Here is a 16,252-nt window from a genome sequence, read left to right as displayed (position 1 = left end):
CGCCAGGCCCGGCGGCCAAGGCGCGTCCTGCACGGCGCGGGCGATCTGCGCGTCGATGATCGAGCCGCCGTGGCGGGCGTCCATCTCGCGCAACCGTGGCCCGTGGAAGACGCCGCTGATCGTCACCTGACGGAAACGGGCGTCGACAAGCATCTTGGTCAGCTCGTCGGCGTTGAGTTCGCGGGTGTGGAACGGGTTGATCGGGGTGTCGCGGCCCGGTGAGAAGGTGATTCGGTTGGGCGTGGACACCATCAGCAATCCACCGGGACGCAGGACGCGGCCGCACTCGGCCACGAACTGCGCCTGGTCCCAGAGGTGCTCGATGACCTGAAAGTTCACGACGACATCCATCGACTCGTCCGGCAGCGGCAGCCGGGCCAGGTTTGCCCGCATGACCTCCACTTCCGGGTAGCGCCTTCGGACGTGGGCCACCGTGGCCGCGTCGTAGTCCACCGCCACGATGCGGCGCGCGACGCCGGCGATCAGGGCGGCGCCGTAACCCTCGCCGCAGCCGGCCTCGAGCACGTCGCGGCCCGCGCAGTGCGGCGCCAGTCGCTGGTAGACCACCTGGTGGCGCCGGAACCAATAGTTCTCGATGTCCAGATCCGGGACGGTGCGCTCGCCCGTCAGCGTCAGCCCCGCCTCAACCGGGGCAGGGCAGTCGTCGGACCTCGGCTGGGGACCGCGGGACAGGAATGCGCTCATTGAATAGGCAGGCTAACGCGAAGTGGCTGATAAGCGAACCGGGCCGCAAGAACCGGCATTATGACCCGCTATGGTGTGAGAGCACCGAGGTCCGCGAGTCGACTTCTGTGGAAACTTTCAGTGGGACCCCTTCGAGGAGGACGAAGCACACACATGACGAACATCGTGGTCCTGATCAAGCAGGTCCCTGACACCTGGTCGGAGCGCAAGCTCAGCGACGGCGACTTCACGCTGGACCGCGAGGCCGCCGACGCGGTGCTGGACGAGATCAACGAACGCGCCGTCGAAGAGGCGCTGCAGATCCGGGAGAAAGAGGCGGCCGACGGCGTCGAGGGGTCGGTGACCGTGCTCACGGCGGGACCCGAGCGCGCGACCGAAGCGATCCGCAAGGCCCTGTCCATGGGCGCCGACAAGGCCGTCCACCTCAAGGACGACGGCATGCACGGGTCCTGCGTGGTCCAGACCGCCTGGGCGCTGGCTCGGGCGCTCGGCACCATCGAGGGCACCGAATTGGTGATCGCCGGCAACGAAGCCACCGACGGTGTGGGCGGGGCGGTGCCGGCCATCGTGGCCGAATACTTGGGCCTGCCGCAGCTGACTCACCTGCGCAAACTGTCCGTGGAAGGCGGCAAGATCACCGGCGAGCGGGAAACAGACGAGGGCGTGTTCACCCTAGAGGCCAGCCTGCCCGCGGTCGTGAGCGTGACCGAGAAGATCAACGAGCCGCGCTTCCCCTCGTTCAAGGGCATCATGGCCGCTAAGAAGAAAGAGGTCACGGTGTTGAGCCTGGCCGAGATCGGGGTCGAGGCCGACGAGGTCGGGCTCGAAAACGCCGGGTCGTCAGTGATTGCGTCGACGCCGAAGCCGCCCAAGACCGCGGGTGAGAAGGTGACCGACGAGGGCGAGGGCGGCAACCAGATCGCGCAGTATCTGGTCGCCCAGAAGATCATCTGAACGAGCACGACGACGGACGGAAAAGCGAGATAACCGATGGCTGAAGTACTGGTGCTCGTCGAGCACGCTGAAGGCGCGTTGAAGAAGGTCACCTCCGAATTGATCACCGCCGCCCGCGCGCTGGGCGAGCCGGCCGCCGTCGTGGTGGGCGCGTCGGGAACGGCCGCGCCGCTGGTCGACGGGCTGAAGGAGGCCGGCGCGGCCAAGATCTATGTCGCCGAATCGGACGACGTCGACAAATACCTGATCACCCCGGTGGTCGACGTGCTGGCTTCGCTGGCCGAATCCAACACGCCCGCCGCCGTGCTGCTGGCCGCCAACGCCGACGGTAAGGAGATCGCGGGCCGGCTCGCGGCTCGCATCGGATCCGGCCTGCTGGTCGACGTGGTCGAGGTCAAGGAGGGCAGCAAGTTCGTGCACTCCATCTTCGGCGGCGCGTTCACGGTCGAGGCCCAGGCCAACGGAGACACCCCGGTGGTCACCGTGCGGGCCGGTGCCGTCGACGCAGAGCCGGCCGCCGGCGCCGGCGAGCAGGTCAACGTGGAGGTTCCCGCGCCCGCCGAGAACGCCACCAAGATCACCGCCCGCGAGCCGGCGGTCGCCGGTGATCGTCCGGAGCTCACCGAGGCCACCATCGTGGTATCCGGTGGGCGCGGGGTCGGCAGTGCGGACAACTTCAGCGTGGTCGAGGCGCTGGCCGACTCGCTGGGTGCGGCCGTCGGGGCCTCTCGCGCCGCCGTCGACTCCGGCTACTACCCCGGCCAGTTCCAGGTCGGCCAGACCGGCAAGACGGTGTCGCCGCAGCTCTACGTCGCGCTGGGCATCTCCGGCGCGATCCAGCACCGCGCGGGCATGCAGACCTCGAAGACCATCGTCGCGGTCAACAAGGACGAAGAGGCGCCCATCTTCGAGATCGCCGACTACGGCGTGGTGGGGGACCTGTTCAAGGTCGCCCCACAGCTGACCGACGCGATCAAGGCCCGCAAGGGCTGAGTTCTCGGCCGGCGGCCGGTTGCTGGCCGCTGATTCGCGAGGCGTGCCCGCACTCGTGCGTGTGACGAATGGCTTATAGAGCCCGCAGGCGCCGGACGCGGTCGGCGATGGCTCGCCGAGACACGGCGGCGTTGGGTGCCAGTCCTTCGAACGCGTGCGGGCAGCCGGGATGCACGTGCAGTTCGGTCGGGACGCCCGCATCGGCCAATCGCCGCGCATAGACAATGTTCTCGTCGCGAAAGATGTCGAGATCGCCCACGTCGATGTAGGTCGGCGGGAGCCGCGAAAGATCGGCCGCCCTGGCCGGGGCGGCGTACGCGTCGGTATCGTCGCCACCGGCGTCGGCACCGAGCAGGGCCTGCCAACCGGTTGCGTTGTCGTCATAGGTCCACGTCGAGAACGCCACCAGCTCCGGGTCCGGCACCGTCGTGCGATCGTCGAGCATCGGGTAGATCAGCAACTGAAGGGCGACGGCGGGACCGCCGCGATCCCGCGCCATCAGACACACCGCGGCGGCCAGGCCACCGCCCGCGCTGTCTCCCATCACGGCGACGCGCGCCGGATCGAAGCCCAATTCGCCAGCATGGCCCGCGAGCCACACCAATGCGGCAAAGCAGTCCAGTAGCGGAATCGGGTGCGGGAACTCCGGCGCGGTCCGGTAGTCGACCAACAGCAGCGGAACACCGGAGTCGGCGACATAGCGACGGGCCGACCAGTCGAACAGCGCGCCGAGCTCGCTCAGCCCGAGAATCATTCCGCCGCCGTGCAAATACAGCGCCGCGCCGCCCCCGCAGGGGCCGACGGGCCGGTACCAGTTCACGGTCAGCGCGGCGCCATCGGCGGCATCGACGGTGTAGCGGTGCATCTGGACCCCGGCGACAGGCTGCCGCGTCGGCATCAGCAACTCCATCCTGCGTCGACTGGTCGCGCGCCGCGTCTGGACGTCACCGACGGGCGGCGGCTCCGGCCCACCGGCGGCGTCTCGCAGGGACGCCAGCTCAGCGAGCACCTCGGGGTCGATTTGCAGGCCCACGTGCGAGGCCCGTCAGGCCGAAATCCGGGCGGCGTCAAACCCCGCGACCAGGGATTCCATGGTGTTCTCGGCGACGACGTTCATGTCAACTGTCCCGGCATCGCGGTGATAGCCCAAGGACCGTGTAGTCGTGACGGGTCGAGAGCGCCGTCGATCACCGTGCGACCTCCTCATCGTCATCGGCCTGCGGGGCACGATGCGAGTCTTCACCTTCGGCTGGCGCGCGGCCAGCCCCGCGCCAGGATGCCGCCTACGGCTGTGTTCTCGCCCACGAATTTCGCGACATTTCGTCATCTGACGTGCACCGACACGTCACAGCGGCGACGCCGATTAGCTCACCGACTACGCCACGTTGATCGCATGAGCATTGCTTCTGTCCTGATAGCCAGCGAGAAGCCGGAGGGGGCGGCGACCAGCTCGGCTGGGCCGCGGTACTCGCTGTTGTTGTCCACCGACCCCGGTTTGGTCGAGGCGGCGCAGCGGCTCCGGTACGACGTCTTCACCAGCACTCCCGGCTTCGCGCTGCCGACGGCCGGCACGGAGCACCTCGACACCGACAGGTTCGACGAGTACTGCGACCACCTGCTGGTCCGCGACGACGACACCGGCGAGCTGGTGGGTTGCTACCGGATGCTGGCGCCGGCCGGTGCCATCGCGGCGGGCGGCCTTTACACCGAAACCGAATTCGACGTTCGCGCGTTCGACACGCTGCGGCCGTCATTGGTGGAGATGGGGCGCGCCGTGGTGCGCGACGGTCACCGCAACGGCGGCGTCGTACTGCTGATGTGGGCCGGGATCCTGGCATACCTGGACCGCTACGGCTACGACTATGTGACCGGCTGCGTGTCGGTGCCCATCGGAGACCAAACCGACGGCGCGGAGTGTGACGCGCCGGGCAGCCAGCTACGTGGGGTACGCGACTTCATCCTGAGCCGCCACGCCGCGCCGCCGCAGTACCGGGTGTACCCGTATCGCCCGGTGCGCGTGAACGGTGTGGCCATCGACGACATTCCGGCGCCGCCGCGGCCGTCGGTCCCGCCGCTGATGAGGGGCTACCTGAGGCTGGGCGCTCAAGTCTGCGGCGAGCCCGCGCACGACCCCGACTTCGGCGTGGGGGACTTCTGCATCCTGCTGGACAAGCGGCGTGCCGATACCAGATACCTCAAGAGGCTTCGGTCGGTGTCGGCGGCGACTGAAATGGCCGGCGGCACCCAGTGAACCGCCCGGGGCGCTCTGCAGCAGTCATCGCCCACTCCTGGTTTCCCCGAGCGACCTGCGACGGCAGCTGTGTGGGCGTGGGCCCCGCGTCGTCGCGGTGGCGAGTGGTGCTGCGGGTGACGCTTCGGGTGTTGTTGGCGCTGCTGCTGGCGCCTGGGGTGCCGTTGGTGGTGGTGCCGATGCCGGGTCAGGTGGGGGTGCAGCGTTTCTACTGCCGCGCAGTGCTGCGCTGCTTCGGGGTACGCATCAGGGTTTCGGGGAGCCCGATCCGAAACCTGCGCGGAGTCCTGGTGGTCAGCCCCCACATGTCCTGGTTGGACGTCTTCGCGGTCGGTTCGGTGCTGCCCGGGTCGTTCGTGGCGCGCGCGGATATGTTCACCGGGCGCCTGGCGCGCCTGCTCAAGATCATCCCCATCGAGCGGGCGAGCCTCCGGCGGCTGCCCGGGGTGGTGGACACCGTCGCGCATCGGCTGCGCGCGGGCCAGACCGTGGTGGCCTTCCCGGAGGGCACCACGTGGTGCGGGGTGGCATGCGGTTCGTTCTACCCGGCGATGTTCCAGGCCGCCATCGACGCCGGCCGCCCGGTGCAGCCGCTTCGGCTGACCTATCACCACGTCGACGGCAGCCTCTCGACCGCCCCAGCCTTCGTCGGCGACGACACCTTGCGGCGGGCCATGTTTCGGTTGCTCACTGTGCGCACAGTGGCGCACGTTCACGTCGAATCTCTGCAGCTGCCCGGCAACGATCGGCGGGTGCTGGCCCGCCGCTGCCAGTCGGCGGTGGGCGTAGGAGCGCCGCAGCGTCCCGGTCCGCGCCACGCGCTGGTGGCCTGACCGGCCCCTGCCCGGCGCCGGGCGGGCCGGTATCGTGGGGCGCGTCATGGTCTACCTCGATCACGCCGCCACCACCCCCATGCACTCAGCCGCCGTGGAGGCGATGACGGCCGTTCTCGGCAGCGTCGGGAACGCGTCCTCGCTGCACACCAGCGGCCGGACCGCACGGCGGCGGATCGAGGAATCCCGCGAGCTGATCGCGGAAAAACTCGGCGCGCGTCCGTCCGAGGTCATCTTCACCGCCGGCGGCACCGAGAGCGACAACCTGGCCATCAAGGGCATCTACTGGGCTCGCCGCGACGCCGAGCCACGCCACCGGCGCATCGTCACCACTGAGGTCGAGCACCACGCCGTGCTGGACTCGGTGAACTGGCTCATCGAGCACGAAGGCGCGGAGGTGACCTGGCTGCCGACGGCCCCCGACGGCTCCGTGTCGGCGGCCTCGCTGCGCGATGCGCTGCAGAGTCACGACGACGTCGCGCTGGTGTCGGTGATGTGGGCCAACAACGAGGTCGGTACCGTCATGCCGGTCGGCGAACTCGCCGCCGTCGCAGCAGAATTCGGGGTTCCGATGCACAGCGACGCCGTCCAGGCGGTGGGCCAGCTGCCCGTCGGCTTCGCCGACAGCGGGCTGTCGGCCATGAGCGTTACCGCGCACAAGTTCGGGGGACCGCCGGCGGTGGGCGCGTTGCTGCTGCGCCGCGACGTCGCCTGCGTGCCGCTGTCGCACGGCGGCGGCCAGGAACGCGACATCCGCTCCGGGACACCCGATGTCGCCGGCGCGGTCGGAATGGCCGAGGCGGCACGAATCGCGGTGGACGGGCTTGCGGCCAACGGCGCGCGGTTGCGGGGGTTGCGGGATCGCCTGGTGGCGGGCGTGCTGGCCGGCATCGACGACGTCAGCCTCAACGGCGCCCCTGACCCGTCCCCCGCAAGCGGGAGGTACCCCCAGCGGCTCCCGGGCAACGCGCACTTCACGTTCCGCGGTTGCGAAGGTGATGCGCTGTTGATGCTGTTGGACGCCAACGGCATCGAGTGTTCGACGGGATCCGCGTGCACCGCCGGTGTCGCCCAGCCGTCGCACGTGCTGGTCGCGATGGGCGCCGACCCGGCCAGTGCCCGCGGTTCGCTGCGACTCTCGTTGGGGCACACCAGCGTCGACGCGGACGTCGACGAGGTGTTGCGGGTGCTGCCGGGAGCCGTGGAGCGGGCCCGCCGGGCGGCGTTGGCGGCGGCGGGGGCCTCGTAAGTGAAAGTCCTCGCCGCGATGAGCGGTGGCGTCGACTCGTCGGTCGCCGCCGCCCGCATGGTCGACGCGGGTCACGACGTGGTCGGTGTGCACCTGGCACTGTCGTCGGCGCCGGGCACGCTGCGCACCGGCTCGCGGGGCTGCTGCTCGAAGGAGGACGCATCGGACGCTCGCCGCGTCGCCGATGTGCTCGGAATACCTTTTTACATCTGGGATTTCGCGGACAAGTTTCAAACGGACGTCATCGACGACTTCGTGGCGTCCTACGCCCGTGGCGAAACACCCAATCCATGCGTGCGCTGTAATCAGCGAATCAAGTTCTCGGCGCTGTCGGCGAGGGCCCTCGCGCTGGGCTTCGACGCCGTTGCGACCGGCCACTATGCGCGGCTGTCCGGCGGGCGGCTGCGCCGCGCCGTCGATCGCGACAAGGACCAGTCCTACGTGCTGGCCGTGCTGACGGCCGAGCAATTGCGCCATGCGGTGTTTCCGATCGGCGACACGCCCAAGCCTCAGATCCGCTCGGAAGCCGCGCGCCGCGGCCTGGCGGTCGCGCACAAGCCGGACAGCCACGACATCTGCTTCATCCCCTCCGGTAACACCAAAGCCTTTCTGGGTGAGCGGATCGGGGTTCGTCGCGGCACGGTGGTCGGGGCGGACGGTGCGGTACTGGCCACCCATGACGGGATTTACGGCTTCACCATCGGGCAGCGCAAGGGCCTGGGCATCCCCGGCCCGGGACCTGACGGGCGCCCGCGGTATGTGACGGCAATCGACGCCGAGACCGCGACCGTTGAGGTCGGCGAGGCCGCCGACCTCGACGTGCATGTGCTGGTTGGTCGGTCCCCGGTGTTCAGCGCCGGAGCCTCGCCGGCGGGTCCCCTCGAATGCGCCGTGCAGGTGCGGGCACACGGTGAAATGGCCGCTGCTGTGGCCGAACTCGTGGCCGACGAGCTTGTCGTGCGGTTGCGCACCCCACTGCGCGGCGTGGCTCGCGGCCAGACGCTGGTGCTCTACCGCCCGGACCCGGACGGTGACGAGGTGCTCGGCAGCGCGACCATCGCCGAAACGCATGGCTGAGCCCGAGCCGACCCTCCAAGAATCCGTCCAGAATCCGCCAAGCGCCGTCGGCGAATCTTTCTTCGCAAGCCCCCAGCAGCGGAGAGGAATGAACAGCCATGAGCAGCAATCAGGTCGCCGAGCGGGCGGCGCAGGCCGTCCAGACCAACCCCCTTGTCATCGCGGCTTTCGTGTTGAGCCTGATGGGCATGTACGGCAGCCCGGCGCTGAGCGGCGTTCTCGCGCTCGTGGGGTTGCGTCAAGTCAAGAAGCGCGGGCAAAACGGCTCGGGACTCGCGATCGCCGCGCTGGCGGTGGTGGCGGCCGTCACGGCTCTACACGTTGTGATGTGGATTCATTGTGGCCGCGCCAACTTCGAGCTGCTGACGACGGCACACTGGTGAACCGTTCCCCTTAACCCGGGATGTTGGCCGCGATGTTCGTCATGACGATGTCGGACACCGATTGCGGAAACCCGCACACCGTGACTTCCAGCATGGCCACCGACAGGACGCGATAGTCACGGCCGCAGCCGCCGGGACCCAGGTGCAACGAGTCGCCTTTCGCCTCCCAGTCGCCGGCGGACAGCTGTCCCGAAGATCCCCCCGCACAGTCGGCGACGCTGTTCACCAGTGCGCCGAAGGCACGGCGCGCCGTGTCGACATCCGGATACGCCGCTGCGCCCTCCGAGATCAGAGCGCCGTCGGGCGGGTCCTGGAAGGTGGTCTTGTGGAACTCTTCGATGTCGGGCCCGAACGTCGCCGTCTCGGCGTAGAGGAACCGGCATTCTCTTGGGGTGCTGTCGGCTAGCACATCGATGTCGACCGGCCGGTTTCCGTCCATCGAGGGAATGATCGTCAGGTGCTCGCCCGCGCCGGTGATCGCTCCCATCCGCGGCTGGTCCAGCAGGATCGTGTCGACGTTCACCCCATGGACGCCCTTGGCGGCGGGACCGAATCCCGGCACGGCAATCCCGCCGACCACCCGGGTACAAGATGCCGCGAGCAGCACCGCACCCCACAACAGCAGCGGCCGAATCAATCTCCCCATGTGCCCCACCGTCTTGCGTCCTTGTCCGTTAGAACCTACCCGCGGGGGACACCCCTCGCGACCGGCGTGCCACAGCACGTCGAATACTGTTCCCGGGTGAGTGTTTTCGCGGAAGTTTTCCCGAAGGCCACCGGCACCGGATCGTGGCCCGGCACCGCTGCCCGGGAGGCCGCCGAGGTTGTCGTCGGCGAGCTGGCGGGCGCGCTGGCCCACATCGTCGAGCTGCCCGCCCGCGGAGTGGGCGCCGACATGCTGGGGCGGTCCGCCGCGTTGCTGATCGACGTGGCGATCGACACGGTCCCCCGCGGGTACCGGATAGTCGCCCGGCCCGGTGCGGTGACACGGCGCGCCGTCAGCCTCCTCGACGAGGACATGGACGCATTGGAAGAGGCTTGGGAGACAGCCGGACTGCGCGGCGGCGGGCGCCCCGTCAAGGTGCAGGCTCCGGGACCGGTCACGCTGGCCGCCGGGCTCGAGCTCGCCAACGGACACCGGGCGATCACCGACGCCGGGGCTGTGCGTGACCTGGCGGCCTCACTGGCCGAAGGGGTGGCCGCGCACCGCGCGGCGCTGCGCCGCCGACTCGACACGCCGGTCGTGGTGCAGTTCGACGAGCCGTCGCTGCCGGCGGCGTTGGGCGGGCGGCTGCCCGGGGTGACCGCATTGAGCCCGGTCGCCGCCCTCGACGAGGCGGTGGCCGCCGCGCTGCTCGACAGCTGCGTCGCCACCGCGGGCGTCGATGTGCTGCTGCACAGTTGTGCGTCGGCGCTACCCTGGGATCTGTTGCAGCGCAGCACAATCCAGGCCATATCGGTGGATGCCAGCACGCTGCGGGCGCCGGATCTCGACGGTATCGCCGCGTTCGTCGAATCGGGCCGCACCGTCATGCTCGGTGTGGTCGCCCCCAGCGCCCCGGAACGGCGGCCGTCGGCCGCGGACGTGGCGGGCGCGGTGGTAGCGGTGACCGACCGGCTCGGCTTCGAGCGCTCGGCGCTGCGCGATCGGATCGGTGTCACCACGGCGTGCGGGCTGGCGGAATCGGCGCCTCAGTGGGCACGCACCGCTCTGGGGCTTGCCCGCAAGGCCGCCGAACTGTTCGCCGAGGACCCGGACGCCATCTGATCATCGGCAGGCTGCCACATCGCCACGCAAGCACCGATTCGGGAGGACGTGTCTTTCTGCCCGCCTCACAGCGACAGTTCTCGACGCCGCCGGGGTGGATAAGTTGTCGCTACGAGGTGGGCAACGCGGGCACCGACTCCCGGGAGAGGGACGTGTGGCAGATGTGACTCATGCCTCGCGGTCGGGCGCTGTCGCCGCCCTTCGATAGCCTGCGAAGGTGACTTCAGCAGAAGCTGACCCTGTTGCACCCGAGATCCGGCGCCAATGGCGGGAACTGGCAGACGAGGTCCGCGAACACCAGTTCCGTTACTACGTCCGCGACGCGCCCATCATCTCCGACGCGGACTTCGACCAACTGCTGCGTCGGCTCCAAGGCCTCGAAGAGCGATACCCCGAGCTGCGCACTCCCGATTCGCCGACCCAACTCGTCGGGGGGGCCGGCTTCGCCACGGACTTCACCGAGGCCGCGCACCTGGAGCGAATGTTGTCCCTGGACAACGTCTTCAGCGCCCAGGAGCTCGAGCTGTGGGCGGCCCGCATCCGCGGCGAGGTCGGTGACGAGGTGCCCTACCTCTGCGAGCTCAAGATCGACGGCGTCGCGCTGGCCCTGGTCTACCGCGACGGGCGGCTTGTCCGGGCGGCGACCCGCGGTGACGGCCGCACCGGCGAGGACGTCACGCTGAATGCCCGCACCATCGACGACGTCCCCGAACGGCTCAAGGACGGTGCGGGGCCTCCGGTCCCGAAGGTGCTCGAGGTGCGCGGCGAGGTGTTTTTCCGGCTCGCCGACTTCGAGGCGCTCAATGCCGCACTGGTTGAGGACGGCAAGACGCCCTTCGCCAACCCGCGCAACAGCGCCGCGGGCTCGCTTCGCCAGAAGGACCCCGCCGTCACCGCGCGGCGAAAGCTCCGGATGATCTGCCACGGTGTGGGACATACCGAGGGGTTCCGCCCGGCCACCTTGCACGAGGCCTACCTGGCGCTGGGCGCCTGGGGCCTGCCGGTCTCCGAACACACCACCCGGGTGGGAAACGTCGCCGGAGCCCTCGAGCGCATCACCTACTGGGGCGAGCATCGCCACGACGTCGATCACGAAATCGACGGCGTCGTCGTCAAAGTCGACGACGTGGCGTTGCAGCGCCGGCTCGGTTCCACCTCACGGGCGCCGCGCTGGGCGATCGCGTACAAGTACCCGCCCCAGGAGGTGCAGACCAAGCTTCTCGACATCCGGGTCAACGTGGGCAGGACGGGCCGCGTCACGCCGTTCGCGTTCATGACGCCCGTGAAGGTTGCGGGGTCGACGGTGGGCCTGGCCACGCTGCACAACGCGGCCGAGGTCAAGCGCAAGGGCGTGCTGATCGGCGACACCGTGGTGATCCGCAAGGCGGGTGACGTCATCCCCGAGGTGCTGGGTCCCGTCGCCGACCTTCGTGATGGCTCGGAACGCGAATTCGTCATGCCCACAACGTGTCCCGAGTGCGGCACGTGGTTGGCCCCCGCGAAGGAGGGTGACGCGGACATTCGTTGTCCCAATGCCCGAGCGTGTCCGGCGCAGTTGCGGGAGCGTGTCTTTCATGTTGCCGGCCGCGGCGCGTTCGACATCGAGGGGCTGGGATACGAGGCCGCCGTCGCGCTGCTGCAGGCCGGGGTGATCGCCGACGAGGGAGACTTGTTCGACCTCGCCGAGGACGACCTGCTGCGCACCGAGCTGTTCCGGACGAAGGCCGGCGGGTTGTCGGCCAACGGCGCGCGGCTGTTGGCCAACCTTGACAAGGCCAAGGGCGCGCCGCTGTGGCGGGTTCTGGTGGCGTTGTCCATCCGGCATGTTGGGCCGACGGCCGCCCGCGCCCTGGCCACCGAGTTCGGCAGCCTGGACGCGATCACGTCGGCGTCCACCGATCAGCTGGCAGCGGTCGAGGGAGTCGGCCCGACGATCGCCGCCGCGGTCACCGAATGGTTCACCGTGGACTGGCACCGCGCGATCGTCGACAAATGGCGGGCCGCGGGAGTGCGGATGGCCGACGAGCGCGATGCCAGCGTGCCGCGCACGCTCGACGGCCTGACCATCGTGGTCACCGGTTCGCTGACGGGTTTCTCGCGCGACGACGCCAAGGAGGCGATCGTGGCCCGAGGCGGCAAGGCCGCGGGTTCGGTGTCGAAGAAGACCGACTACGTAGTCGCCGGGGACGCGCCGGGCTCCAAATACGACAAGGCGGTGGAGCTGGGTGTGCCGATCCTCGACGAGGACGGGTTCCGAAAGCTGTTGGCCGACGGGCCTCCTGAGGTCGAAGAGTGACCGACGATGAGCAGTCGGTTCGGCGATTCGACGCGTAGCGTCAGGGCCATAAGCCCCCCGGCTATCCCCGGTCAGCCGGTGGCGCCGTCCGCGGTGCTGGCCTCCACGTATCACCTGTCGGCCGACGAAACCTCTGTTTTCGACACCTACGGCCGTAGCTCCAATGAGACCTGGCGGCAAGTGGAATCGGCGGTCGCCGCGCTGGAGGGAGCGACCGGAGCGGTGGTCTTCGGCTCGGGCATGGCGGCCATCAGTGCCGCACTGTGCGCACTGACCGGGCCCGGTTCGGCCGTGGTGGTGCCGTCCGACGGCTACTATCAGGTGCGCCAATATGCGGTGGAACACCTTGCGCCCGCCGGTGTTTCGGTCATCGAGGCGTCGAGTTCGCAAATCTATGACGCGGCGGCCGGCGCCGACGTGGTACTGGCCGAAACTCCCACCAACCCCGCGCTGGATGTGATCGAACTCGAGCGGTTGGCCACCGTCTGCCGGTCTCGCGGAGCGAGGTTGATCGTCGACAACACGGCAGCTACACCTTTCGGTCAGTGCCCCCTGGCGTTGGGGGCCGACCTGGTGGTGGCCAGCGCCACCAAGGGGCTCTCGGGGCACAGCGACCTGCTGGCCGGTTATGTGGCGACCAACCAGCCCGAGTTGATCGCCGCCGCCGAACGTCATCGGTTGCTCGCCGGTGCGATCCTCGGCGGATTCGAGGGCTGGCTGCTGCTGCGCAGCCTGGGCAGCGCCGGGCTGCGATTCGAGCGCCAGTGCCGGAATGCGCAGGAGGTGGCGACGATGCTGGCCGGCCATCCGGCTGTGCGAGCGGTGCGCTACCCGGGCTTGCCTGCGGACCCGGCGCATGCCGTGGCCGCCGCACAGATGCGCCGCTTCGGAGCCTTGGTCTCGTTCGAGTTGGCCGACGCCGCCGCGGTACACGCGCTCGTCGAGCGCAGTGAGCTGCTCATCGCATCCACCAGCTTCGGTGGGATCCACACCTCGCTCGACCGCCGGGCGCGCTGGGGCGACCCCGTGGCCGACGGATTCGCGCGCCTGTCGCTGGGCATTGAAGACACCGACGACCTGGTGGCAGACATCGAGCGCGCGCTCACGTCGACCTGACAGGCGTTCAGCGCAGCATCGTCGCCACGATGCCGGACAGGTAGCCCAGCCGGGCGACCTCGGACGGCCGGAATTCCGGGCCCGGACGGCCCAGCACCACCGCCGTGTGCGGGTCGCCCAGCGGCGCCGCGACCATCATGGTGTCCATGTCGCGCCACGCCTGCGGCACCCACTCGGCAGTATGGTCGAGCGCCGCCGCGCGTTCGATCGGCAGCCAGGGGGCGGAATCCGCCTTGGTTTCCGGACACCCGGGGCTGCCGGCGAGGCGTTCCAGTTCCCCCTGAGAACTGCGCAACACCGTGCACCAGCTGACCCGCAGCACCTTGGGCGCCCCGTTGACCAGCACTTTAAGCCGGGAAGTGTCGTCGCCGGCCGCGGCGACGTGGTCGAGAAGCTCGAGCTCGCGGTGCGCCTCCAGGAGCCCGGTATGCGGGCGGACGCTGTCCACGCGCACGTGGGGGAGTGACTCCGCCGCGGTGATCAGCCGGTCCGGCATCGCCCCCGGCGGCAGCTCGATGACCAGGTCGTCGATCGCATAACCAGAACTGCGCTCCACCACGTCGAGCGACAGGATGTCGGCGCCCACCGAGCCGAGCGCGACGGCCAGCGCGCCCAGGCTGCCCGGGCGGTCCGCTAGCTCGATGCGCAACAGATACGACGGCACGGCCAACACTGTTGCACAGCATCGAGCGTGCGGCATTTCGGTTGAGAGCAGTCGCCGCCGGTCGGCGAGCGTGCGGCCAGCCGCACAGTCGCGGGTGGGTAGGCTTTGCGCTCGTGTCTCAGATCTCTCGCGACGACGTGGCGCACCTGGCGCGGCTGGCCCGGCTGGCGCTGACCGATGCCGAGCTGGACAGCTTCGCCGGCCAATTGGACGCCATCCTGACCCACGTCAGCCAGGTCCAATCGGTCGATGTCACCGGCGTCGAACCCACCGACAACCCGCTCAAGGACGTCAACGTCACCCGGCCGGACGAGCGGACGCCGTGCCTAACGCAGGCCGAGGCGCTCGCCGAGGCGCCCGAAGCCGTCGACGGCCGCTTCGCCGTGCCGCAGATCCTCGGGGACGCCGAGTGACCGACATCGTCCGAGCCGACGCCGCCACGCTGGCCGCCAGGGTGGCCGCCAAGGAGTTGTCGTCCACGGAGATCACCCGAGCCTGCCTCGATCAGATCCAGGCCACCGATGACCGGTACCACGCCTTCCTGCACGTCGCGGCCGACGAGGCGTTGGCCGCGGCGGCCGCCGTAGACAAGCAGATCGCCAACGCGGTGGCCGCCGGTGACCCGCTGCCGTCGGCGTTGGCCGGTGTCCCGCTGGCCCTCAAGGACGTGTTCACCACCGTCGACATGCCCACCACCTGCGGGTCCAAGATCCTCGAGGGCTGGCGCTCCCCGTATGACGCGACCGTCACCGCGCGGTTGCGTGCCGCCGGCATCCCGATCCTGGGCAAGACCAACATGGATGAGTTCGCGATGGGCTCGTCGACGGAGAACTCGGCCTACGGCCCCACCCGCAACCCGTGGGACCTGGACCGGGTGCCCGGCGGCTCCGGCGGTGGCAGCGCCGCGGCGCTGGCCGCGTTCCAGGCACCGCTGGCCATCGGATCCGACACCGGAGGCTCCATCCGTCAGCCGGCCGCGCTAACCGCGACGGTCGGCGTCAAGCCCACCTACGGCACGGTGTCCCGCTACGGGCTGGTCGCGTGCGCGTCGTCGCTGGACCAGGGCGGCCCATGCGCGCGCACCGTGCTCGACACCGCGCTGCTGCACCAGGTGATCGCCGGGCATGACGGCCGCGACTCCACATCCGTCGACGCCGAGGTGCCCGACGTTGTGGGCGCTGCCCGCGCGGGCGCGGCCGGTGACCTGCGCGGCGTGCGCGTCGGCGTGGTTCGCCAGCTGCGCGGCGACGGGTACCAGCCCGGAGTGCTGGCGTCGTTTGAAGCCGCTGTCGGGCTGCTGACGAAACTGGGCGCCGAGGTCAGCGAAGTCGACTGCCCGCATTTCGACCATGCGCTGGCCGCCTACTACCTGATCCTGCCGTCCGAGGTGTCCAGCAACCTGGCCCGCTTCGACGCGATGCGCTACGGGCTGCGGGTCGGCGACGACGGCACGCATTCCGCCGAGGAAGTCATGGCGCTGACCCGCGCCGCCGGCTTTGGCCCAGAGGTCAAACGCCGCATCATAATCGGCACCTACGCGCTCTCGGCCGGTTACTACGACGCGTATTACAACCAGGCGCAGAAGGTACGCACGCTGATCGCCCGCGACCTCGACCGGGCCTACGAATCCGTCGACGTGCTGGTGTCGCCCGCGACTCCCACCACTGCGTTCCCGTTGGGGGAGAAGGTGGACGATCCGCTGGCGATGTACCTGTTCGACCTGTGCACGCTGCCGCTCAATTTGGCCGGTCATTGCGGAATGTCGGTGCCGTCGGGGCTGTCCCCGGACGACGACCTGCCCGTCGGGCTGCAGATCATGGCTCCGGCGTTGGCCGACGACCGTCTCTACCGCGTGGGCGCGGCCTATGAGGCCGCCCGCGGTCCGCTGCCGAGCGCCCCCACCGTGTAGCGCGAGCAGACGCAAAGTCGCCCTAAAACCGCGCGATTGACGGGATTTTGCGTC

At 69.5% G+C, this 16,252-nt stretch carries 16 protein-coding genes; 12 read left to right on the top strand and 4 right to left on the bottom strand.

The window, feature by feature from the left end:
• A partial coding sequence (locus JO059_RS01375; RefSeq protein WP_293314147.1) for a class I SAM-dependent methyltransferase occupies window positions 1–705 on the bottom strand: 705 nt, incomplete at its 3' end.
• A 153-nt stretch (window positions 706–858) separates the two neighbouring features.
• Here JO059_RS01375 and JO059_RS01370 point away from each other — a divergent pair.
• A complete protein-coding gene (locus JO059_RS01370; RefSeq protein WP_293314145.1) occupies window positions 859–1,659 on the top strand; it encodes an electron transfer flavoprotein subunit beta/FixA family protein in 801 nt (266 codons plus the stop codon).
• A 36-nt stretch (window positions 1,660–1,695) separates the two neighbouring features.
• Entirely contained in the window at window positions 1,696–2,652 is a 957-nt protein-coding gene (locus tag JO059_RS01365) for an electron transfer flavoprotein subunit alpha/FixB family protein (RefSeq protein WP_293314143.1), read from the top strand.
• A 73-nt stretch (window positions 2,653–2,725) separates the two neighbouring features.
• Here JO059_RS01365 and JO059_RS01360 read toward each other — a convergent pair whose 3' ends face one another.
• Window positions 2,726–3,685, bottom strand: coding sequence for an alpha/beta hydrolase (locus JO059_RS01360; RefSeq protein WP_293314141.1), 960 nt, complete (start codon window positions 3,683–3,685; stop codon window positions 2,726–2,728).
• A gap of 360 nt (window positions 3,686–4,045) precedes the next feature.
• On the opposite strand from JO059_RS01360, the gene JO059_RS01355 reads away from it, so the two are divergent.
• The 5 genes from JO059_RS01355 (at window position 4,046) to JO059_RS01335 (ending at window position 8,445) form a co-directional block, all read left to right on the top strand.
• Window positions 4,046–4,903, top strand: a complete 858-nt coding sequence (locus tag JO059_RS01355) for a GNAT family N-acyltransferase (protein ID WP_293314139.1) — start codon at window positions 4,046–4,048, stop codon at window positions 4,901–4,903.
• Entirely contained in the window at window positions 4,900–5,736 is an 837-nt protein-coding gene (locus tag JO059_RS01350; RefSeq protein ID WP_293314138.1) for a lysophospholipid acyltransferase family protein, read from the top strand. Before JO059_RS01355 ends, JO059_RS01350 begins: the two co-directional genes overlap by 4 nt.
• Before the next feature lie 46 nt (window positions 5,737–5,782).
• On the top strand, window positions 5,783–6,985 hold the full coding sequence (locus JO059_RS01345; protein WP_293314136.1) for a cysteine desulfurase family protein: 1,203 nt from the start codon (window positions 5,783–5,785) through the stop codon (window positions 6,983–6,985).
• Complete coding sequence (gene mnmA / locus JO059_RS01340) at window positions 6,986–8,062, top strand: tRNA 2-thiouridine(34) synthase MnmA (RefSeq protein WP_293314134.1); 1,077 nt, start codon at window positions 6,986–6,988, stop codon at window positions 8,060–8,062.
• Between the two features lie 98 nt (window positions 8,063–8,160).
• Window positions 8,161–8,445, top strand: a complete 285-nt coding sequence (locus JO059_RS01335; RefSeq protein ID WP_293314132.1) for a DUF4190 domain-containing protein — start codon at window positions 8,161–8,163, stop codon at window positions 8,443–8,445.
• A 10-nt stretch (window positions 8,446–8,455) separates the two neighbouring features.
• On the opposite strand, the gene JO059_RS01330 is transcribed toward JO059_RS01335, so the two are convergent.
• Complete coding sequence (locus JO059_RS01330) at window positions 8,456–9,091, bottom strand: sensor domain-containing protein (RefSeq protein WP_293314130.1); 636 nt, start codon at window positions 9,089–9,091, stop codon at window positions 8,456–8,458.
• Window positions 9,092–9,187: 96 nt separating this feature from the next.
• On the opposite strand from JO059_RS01330, the gene JO059_RS01325 reads away from it, so the two are divergent.
• From JO059_RS01325 to JO059_RS01315, 3 genes are all read left to right on the top strand, one after another.
• Complete coding sequence (locus tag JO059_RS01325) at window positions 9,188–10,213, top strand: methionine synthase (RefSeq protein WP_293314129.1); 1,026 nt, start codon at window positions 9,188–9,190, stop codon at window positions 10,211–10,213.
• 217 nt (window positions 10,214–10,430) lie between these two features.
• A complete protein-coding gene (gene ligA / locus JO059_RS01320) occupies window positions 10,431–12,509 on the top strand; it encodes an NAD-dependent DNA ligase LigA (RefSeq protein WP_293314127.1) in 2,079 nt (692 codons plus the stop codon).
• 6 nt (window positions 12,510–12,515) lie between these two features.
• A complete protein-coding gene (locus JO059_RS01315) occupies window positions 12,516–13,625 on the top strand; it encodes a cystathionine gamma-lyase (RefSeq protein ID WP_293314126.1) in 1,110 nt (369 codons plus the stop codon).
• Between the two features lie 7 nt (window positions 13,626–13,632).
• On the opposite strand, the gene JO059_RS01310 is transcribed toward JO059_RS01315, so the two are convergent.
• Window positions 13,633–14,289 carry an amino acid-binding protein gene (locus JO059_RS01310; RefSeq protein WP_293314124.1) on the bottom strand — a complete coding sequence of 219 codons (657 nt, stop codon included), beginning with the start codon at window positions 14,287–14,289 and terminating at the stop codon, window positions 13,633–13,635.
• 113 nt (window positions 14,290–14,402) lie between these two features.
• On the opposite strand from JO059_RS01310, the gene gatC reads away from it, so the two are divergent.
• Complete coding sequence (gene gatC / locus JO059_RS01305) at window positions 14,403–14,702, top strand: Asp-tRNA(Asn)/Glu-tRNA(Gln) amidotransferase subunit GatC (protein WP_293314123.1); 300 nt, start codon at window positions 14,403–14,405, stop codon at window positions 14,700–14,702.
• On the top strand, window positions 14,699–16,198 hold the full coding sequence (gatA, locus tag JO059_RS01300; RefSeq protein ID WP_293314121.1) for an Asp-tRNA(Asn)/Glu-tRNA(Gln) amidotransferase subunit GatA: 1,500 nt from the start codon (window positions 14,699–14,701) through the stop codon (window positions 16,196–16,198). The genes gatC and gatA overlap by 4 nt, the downstream gene beginning before the upstream one ends.
• Window positions 16,199–16,252: the final 54 nt, after the last annotated feature.

Source organism: Mycobacterium sp., assembly GCF_019247615.1.
In the GTDB taxonomy this organism is placed as follows: Bacteria; Actinomycetota; Actinomycetes; order Mycobacteriales; family Mycobacteriaceae; genus Mycobacterium.
This window is presented reverse-complemented; position numbering and strand designations above follow the sequence as displayed.

Coding starts and splice junctions, on each gene's coding strand:
- JO059_RS01370 (WP_293314145.1), top strand. CDS start 859: ATGACGAACATCGTGGTCCTGATCAAGCAGGTCCCTGACACCTGGTCG.
- JO059_RS01365 (WP_293314143.1), top strand. CDS start 1,696: ATGGCTGAAGTACTGGTGCTCGTCGAGCACGCTGAAGGCGCGTTGAAG.
- JO059_RS01355 (WP_293314139.1), top strand. CDS start 4,046: ATGAGCATTGCTTCTGTCCTGATAGCCAGCGAGAAGCCGGAGGGGGCG.
- JO059_RS01345 (WP_293314136.1), top strand. CDS start 5,783: ATGGTCTACCTCGATCACGCCGCCACCACCCCCATGCACTCAGCCGCC.
- JO059_RS01335 (WP_293314132.1), top strand. CDS start 8,161: ATGAGCAGCAATCAGGTCGCCGAGCGGGCGGCGCAGGCCGTCCAGACC.
- JO059_RS01330 (WP_293314130.1), bottom strand. CDS start 9,091: ATGGGGAGATTGATTCGGCCGCTGCTGTTGTGGGGTGCGGTGCTGCTC.
- JO059_RS01315 (WP_293314126.1), top strand. CDS start 12,516: ATGAGCAGTCGGTTCGGCGATTCGACGCGTAGCGTCAGGGCCATAAGC.